At 40.6% G+C, this 5,796-nt stretch carries 4 protein-coding genes; 1 reads left to right on the top strand and 3 read right to left on the bottom strand.

The genetic code is table 11. From position 1 onward, the window contains the following. Window positions 1–167: 167 nt before the first annotated feature. The 3 genes from pgl to pgi all read right to left on the bottom strand — a co-directional run bounded on the left by pgl (window position 168) and on the right by pgi (window position 4,273). Window positions 168–878, bottom strand: a complete 711-nt coding sequence (gene pgl / locus L1272_RS22455; RefSeq protein ID WP_138600000.1) for a 6-phosphogluconolactonase — start codon at window positions 876–878, stop codon at window positions 168–170. 5 nt (window positions 879–883) lie between these two features. Continuing rightward, window positions 884–2,356: a glucose-6-phosphate dehydrogenase gene (gene zwf, locus L1272_RS22450; RefSeq protein ID WP_054553730.1), complete on the bottom strand. Its 1,473-nt coding sequence runs from the start codon at window positions 2,354–2,356 to the stop codon at window positions 884–886. A gap of 270 nt (window positions 2,357–2,626) precedes the next feature. Continuing rightward, the gene (pgi, locus tag L1272_RS22445) at window positions 2,627–4,273 is read right to left on the bottom strand and encodes a glucose-6-phosphate isomerase (protein WP_235374320.1); all 1,647 of its coding nucleotides are present in this window, start codon (window positions 4,271–4,273) and stop codon (window positions 2,627–2,629) included. A gap of 348 nt (window positions 4,274–4,621) precedes the next feature. On the opposite strand from pgi, the gene L1272_RS22440 reads away from it, so the two are divergent. Beyond that, window positions 4,622–5,653: a LacI family DNA-binding transcriptional regulator gene (locus L1272_RS22440; RefSeq protein WP_138600002.1), complete on the top strand. Its 1,032-nt coding sequence runs from the start codon at window positions 4,622–4,624 to the stop codon at window positions 5,651–5,653. Window positions 5,654–5,796: the final 143 nt, after the last annotated feature.

Here is a 5,796-nt window from a genome sequence, read left to right as displayed (position 1 = left end):
CTGAAACCTTTGTACTGCCAGAGCGAAGAGAAAGACATTATCCAAGATGTGTGAAAAAGAGACCCAGTCGATACCCTGAACGAAAGCCCCAAAAAATGCCTGTCAGCTCTTAACTGACAGGCATTAAGCATAATAGCTCGCTTTTGGCATAGAGTTTTATTGGGCGATTAAGGCGCCCAATAAACTTCAATATTGATATGCGGGTGATTCAATACTGCACGTAAAGGCATGTCAGCAACTGCACCGCCCTCTTTCGCTTGCTTGTAAACAGCGAGTTTTTCTTCACCACTAATTAAAAGCTTCACAACTTTAGAATCTGCAATCGCAGATAAAGTTAACGTCATACGCTCAGTGATTTTACCTGTTACATCGCTTTCAATGGCATTAATTGCACATACTAAATCATCTGTTGCTAGACCGTGTTCAAGACCTTCGGCATGAGGGAAAAGAGAAGCCGTATGACCATCAGGGCCCATGCCTAAAATCGTCACATCAAAAGGACGCTTTAATGCTTTGTATGCAGCTTCACATTCAGCTACACCGTTTTGCGCCGTTAATGCGTCATTTTTCATTGTCACGAAATTAGCAGCTGCGCCATGGTTTTGTAATAGCGTGCTTTTGATAAATGCTTCATTACTTTTTTCATGATCAGCATCAACCCAACGCTCATCAACCATAGCAACATCAATGCTTGCCCAATCAAGTTCAAGGTTTGATAAGTGCTTATAAGCAGGTGCTGGCGATGAGCCACCCGACACCATCAATACCGCACGGCCATCTTCTTTAATACCAGCAACAAGGCTTTGTTCAAGGCTTGAAGAAAGTTCAGCTGTTAATTCGTCTTTGTTTGCAAAGAATTTTTCAACAATTGTTGCCATCTTAATTACGCCTTATCGCCTGTGTTAAACCAAACGTGGTTGTTTTCTTCTAAAAGCTCATCTGCATCTTCAGGGCCCCACGTACCAGCGCGGTATAACGATGGTGCACCTTTTTCTTGCCAACGCTCGATGATTGGGTCAATCCATTTCCATGCTTGACGCACTTCATCACGGTGAATAAACAGCGACGGGTTGTTTGCTGCGGCATCTAACATTAAGCGCTTATAGGCATCTGAATGAAAACCATTACTGTACGCTTGCGATAACTCAATGTTCATGGTTACTGGTTCTAATTGCATCTCAAGGTTATCAAGGCGCTTAGACATCAGTGTTAATTGAATTGTTTCTTCTGGTTGCAGACGAATAACAAGACGATTTGGCTCAATGTTACCTACGTTGTCGGTATAAACGTTGTGAGATACTTTTTTGTATTCAACAACGATTTCAGCACAACGCTTTTTCATACGTTTACCAGTACGAAGATAGAAAGGCACGCCAGCCCAGCGCCAGTTATCGATGTGCGCACGAATAGCAACAAAAGTTTCTGTTTTACTCGCACCTTCGTTTAATTCTTCTAAGTAACCAGGGACGATTTTACCGTCTAAGTTACCTGGTACGTACTGACCACGTACAATGTTTGCATCAACATCTTCAGCCACTAACGGACGTAACGACTCAAGTACTTTTAGTTTTTCAGTACGGATGCTGTTTGCGTTTAGTTTATTTGGTGATTCCATTGCCACTAAACAAAGTAATTGTAGCAAGTGGTTTTGTACCATATCGCGTAATGCACCCGCTTTATCGTAGAAACCAGCACGGCTTTCTAGACCCACTGTTTCCGATAAGCTAATTTGGATGTTATCGATTGATTTTGCATCCCACAGGTTTTCAAACAATGAGTTTGAAAAACGTAGTGCCATTAAGTTTTGTACTGTTTCTTTACCTAAGTAATGGTCAATACGGAATACTTGCTCTTCTTTGAAGTATTCAGCAATTTTTGCATTGATTGCTTCAGCAGATTCACCACAGTAACCAATCGGTTTTTCAACAACAACACGAGATGTTTCTGTGATTAGACCTTTCTTTGATAAGATTTCACAGCAGCTACCATACACTGCAGGTGGTAAAGAAAGGTAAAAAACACGAGACTTGTCAGCGTCGTGTTCATCAAGAATATCTCTTAATTTGTCCCAGTCATCATCTGCTTCAGTCACATTTGATACAACTGGCACAAGGTAAGCTGAAAACGCTTTCCAATCTTTTGCGTTGTACTCACCTTTACCTAAAAAGTCTTGTAACGCTTTATGTGCTGTTTCGATGTATTCTTTACGTTTGCTTTCTTCACGTACCGTAGGAAGGATACGAGAACCTTGAGGAAGGTTGCCCTCTTGATAAGCGCGATACATTGCAGGAAGTAACTTACGTAACGCAAGATCACCGCCGCCCCCAAAAATTACGATATCAAATGGATTTAACATATATCACTCTCTACATTGGCAATGCCATGTTCATCCAATTCATGCAATATGGCAGTGCGTGTTGTTATCTGGTTGATGTGGCCTGTTAGACAATATCCTTTAACAAAGCCTGTTGAATTTGTTTGTAAGTAGCTTACTCATTCTTTTTATGTTGGCTGAAGTAAATGAGTCTTAGGGGCTCTGTAAATCCTCTCACAAAAATACAGGCCCTAAGAACTCCAGCGCTACCCGTTCAAAGGTATTCGGTTTGCAGCTAATACTGCGAATCTTTTACTGCTTACGATGTGTCTTATAGTAAGCGATCAGTCCCTTGGTTGAACTATCATGTGGATGACTGACTGCATCATCAAATAATTCAGCTTCAATTTTAGAGGCAAGTCCCTTACCTAGCTCTACACCCCATTGGTCAAATGAACAGATTTCTAAAATAATGCCTTGGCAGAAGATCTTGTGCTCATAAAGCGCAATTAATCGTCCTACCGTTTTCGCATCAACTTTATCTAATAACATTGACGTTGTTGGGCGATTGCCTTGGTGAATCTTGTGATTCAATAATTCTGAGATTTCTGCTTCAGATTTACCTTTTGCGGTTAAATCTGCAGTTACTTGCTCTGCATCAACACCGGCCATCATCGCTTCGGTTTGTGCAAAGAAGTTTGATAATAAAATATCATGGTGCTTGCCTACATTGACTTGCGGCTCAATTGAAGCAATAAAGTCTGCAGGTACAATTACATTACCTTGGTGTAGACATTGGTAAAAAGCATGTTGACCATTAATACCTGTCATACCCCAAATAATTGGAACCGTCGTGTAAGGAACCGTTTCACCTGCAAAAGTAACATGCTTACCGTTACTTTCCATCTCACCTTGCTGTAAATACGCGGGTAACATGTGTAGTGCTTGATCATACGGTAAAATAGCTTGCGCTGTATAACCTAAAAAGCTTGTGTTCCAAACACTTAAAAGCGCCATTAATAATGGTACGTTATTTTCAAATTCAGCATTTTTAAAATGCTCATCAATTTCAAACGCACCTTCTAGGATCTCTTCGAACGCGTCGAAGCCTAGGTACAGGGCGATTGGTAATCCTATCGCACTCCATAAAGAAAAGCGACCGCCTACCCAATCCCACATTGTGAATACGTTTTCATCAGCGATACCAAAGGCCGCTGTTTTTTCTAAATTGGTGCTTACAGCTACAAAGTGCTTAGCTATGTGCTCTTGCGCTTGTGCCGTTTGTAAAAACCACTCAACAGCCGATTTAGCGTTAGTCATGGTTTCTGAGGTGGTAAACGTTTTTGACGAGATAACAAATAACGTTGTCTCAACGTCTAAACCTTGTAAAACAGATGCAATCTGAACACCATCAACATTTGATACATAATGCACATTTAATGTGCCATCAGCATAAGCAGCAAGCGCTTCTGTTGCCATTTGTGGGCCTAGATTTGAACCACCGACACCAATTGCAACCACATCTTTTACTGCTTTTCCTGTGTAGCCTAACCACTCACCACTGCGTACCTTACCAACAAAGGCTTTCATTTTAGCAAGCTCAGCGTTAACAGCATCTGTTACGTTTTCGCCATCAACCATTACAGCTGTGTTAGCGCGGTTACGTAAAGCAGTATGAAGTACAGCACGGTCTTCAGTAATGTTAATTTTCTCACCACTGAACATTTTTTCGCGCCATGCGCTAATATCACACTCTTTCGCTAAAGCAATTAATTGTTCAAAAACAGTTTTATCAATTTGTTGTTTCGAGTAATCGAATAATACACCCGGGATCTGAGCAGAGAATTGCTCGAAACGCGTGCTATTTTTGGCAAATAAATCTTTAAGATGAATTTGTTTCATCTTCTTGGCACTTTCAGATAGTGCTTGCCAACTAGCTAATTGCGAACGGCTGCTCATATATTTAATCCCCTTCAAAACTTGCAACAAACTGATTCTTAACTATCTTTTTATTATATTGAATAAAGACAGCAATTAAAAACACGGTGTGAAATCAACACAAAGTTAAAATGACAACGCTGTCAATGTTCCACTTTTACATTTTATAGTCGAGATAATAGCGCAATTTTTCTCTTTTGACACCGGTATCATAAAAATTATCTCAATTATTTTACTGCTAATTTGGTAGAACATTAGATACACTAACTAACTTATATTAAATATAGATGTACATATAAGAAAAAGCGTCTGGTGAATACCTGAACGATAATATTATAATACAAATATAACCAACTATAAAGCAACAGTATGAAAGTAACCATTAATGATGTAGCCAAGCTCGCAGGTGTTTCAATGAAAACCGTTTCACGAGTGATTAATAAAGAGCCATCGGTCAGAAAAAAAACGTACGATATAGTGATGGACGCTGTTAACACGTTAAACTATCAACCAAACCTTGCTGCTCGTAACCTAGCAGGCACATCGTCTTTTACTGTTGGTTTAGTTTATGACAACCCGAATGCTTATTATGTCATCGACATGCAAAACGGTGTGTTGTCGCGTTGTAAAGAAGAAGGCTATGAGCTGGTTATTCATCCATGTAACTATCTGGATGGCAACATGGAAGAAGACTTTAAAACCATGATCAAGCGCTCTCGCTTAGCTGGCCTTGTATTAACGCCACCGCTGTCAGAGCAAAATAGCATTATTGATATGCTAGATGAGATGGGCATTCATTATGTTCGCGTACTCTCTGGCCGCCCTACTGAAGAAGACCAAGACACTTGTATCTATGTGAACGATTACGCAGCTGCGTACGAAATCACCGCTCACCTACTGTCGCTTGGCCATAAAAATATTGGTTTTTTATGCGGTGACAAAGAGCATAAATCAACAACTGAACGTTTAGAGGGTTATCAGGCCGCGTTAAAAGATCACAGCATTCCATTGCATGACGCGCTCATCTACGAAGGCCAGTATTCTTTTGAATCAGGTGTAGAAGGCGCAAAAGCATTGTTAGGTGAGAATAACCCGAAAAACATCACAGCCCTACTTGGCGGTAACGATGAAATGGCAGCGGGCGCGTTATTCGCCTCACGCTTAATGGGTATCGAAATTCCACAGCAGCTATCAATTACGGGCTTCGAAGACTCACCGTTCTCGCGTCAGACTTGGCCTAAACTAACCACAGCACATCAGGCGAATGATGTAATTTCGCAGCATGCAGCCCGTTTACTGTTTAGAAAAACCCGTGGTGCACGTAATCAAGATAAAGACATCATCACGACCTTTACCCCTTCATTAGTAGTACGGGAAAGCTCAGGCCCTACAACGGCCTAATTTATACAAGTTACGAAAAAGCCGCTCTATAGCGTAATGCTGATCAGTTAAGAATATTTTTATGATCACTTGACTGATCTTTTCATAGCTTCAAAATCCGATATTAGAAATAATATCGGATTTTTTATGTCTCTAATTCAGCA

Origin of the sequence: Pseudoalteromonas sp. PAST1 (assembly GCF_021532515.1) — a bacterium.
Classification (GTDB): domain Bacteria; phylum Pseudomonadota; class Gammaproteobacteria; order Enterobacterales; family Alteromonadaceae; genus Pseudoalteromonas; species Pseudoalteromonas simplex.
Note: the sequence above shows the minus strand (reverse complement) of the source record. Positions and strands in the feature narration are given on the sequence as shown.

What these genes read in the sequence shown, in the direction of transcription:
- pgl (WP_138600000.1), bottom strand. Translation starts at nt 878, where the DNA reads ATGGCAACAATTGTTGAAAAATTCTTTGCAAACAAAGACGAATTAACA.
- zwf (WP_054553730.1), bottom strand. Translation starts at nt 2,356, where the DNA reads ATGTTAAATCCATTTGATATCGTAATTTTTGGGGGCGGCGGTGATCTT.
- pgi (WP_235374320.1), bottom strand. Translation starts at nt 4,273, where the DNA reads ATGAGCAGCCGTTCGCAATTAGCTAGTTGGCAAGCACTATCTGAAAGT.
- L1272_RS22440 (WP_138600002.1), top strand. Translation starts at nt 4,622, where the DNA reads ATGAAAGTAACCATTAATGATGTAGCCAAGCTCGCAGGTGTTTCAATG.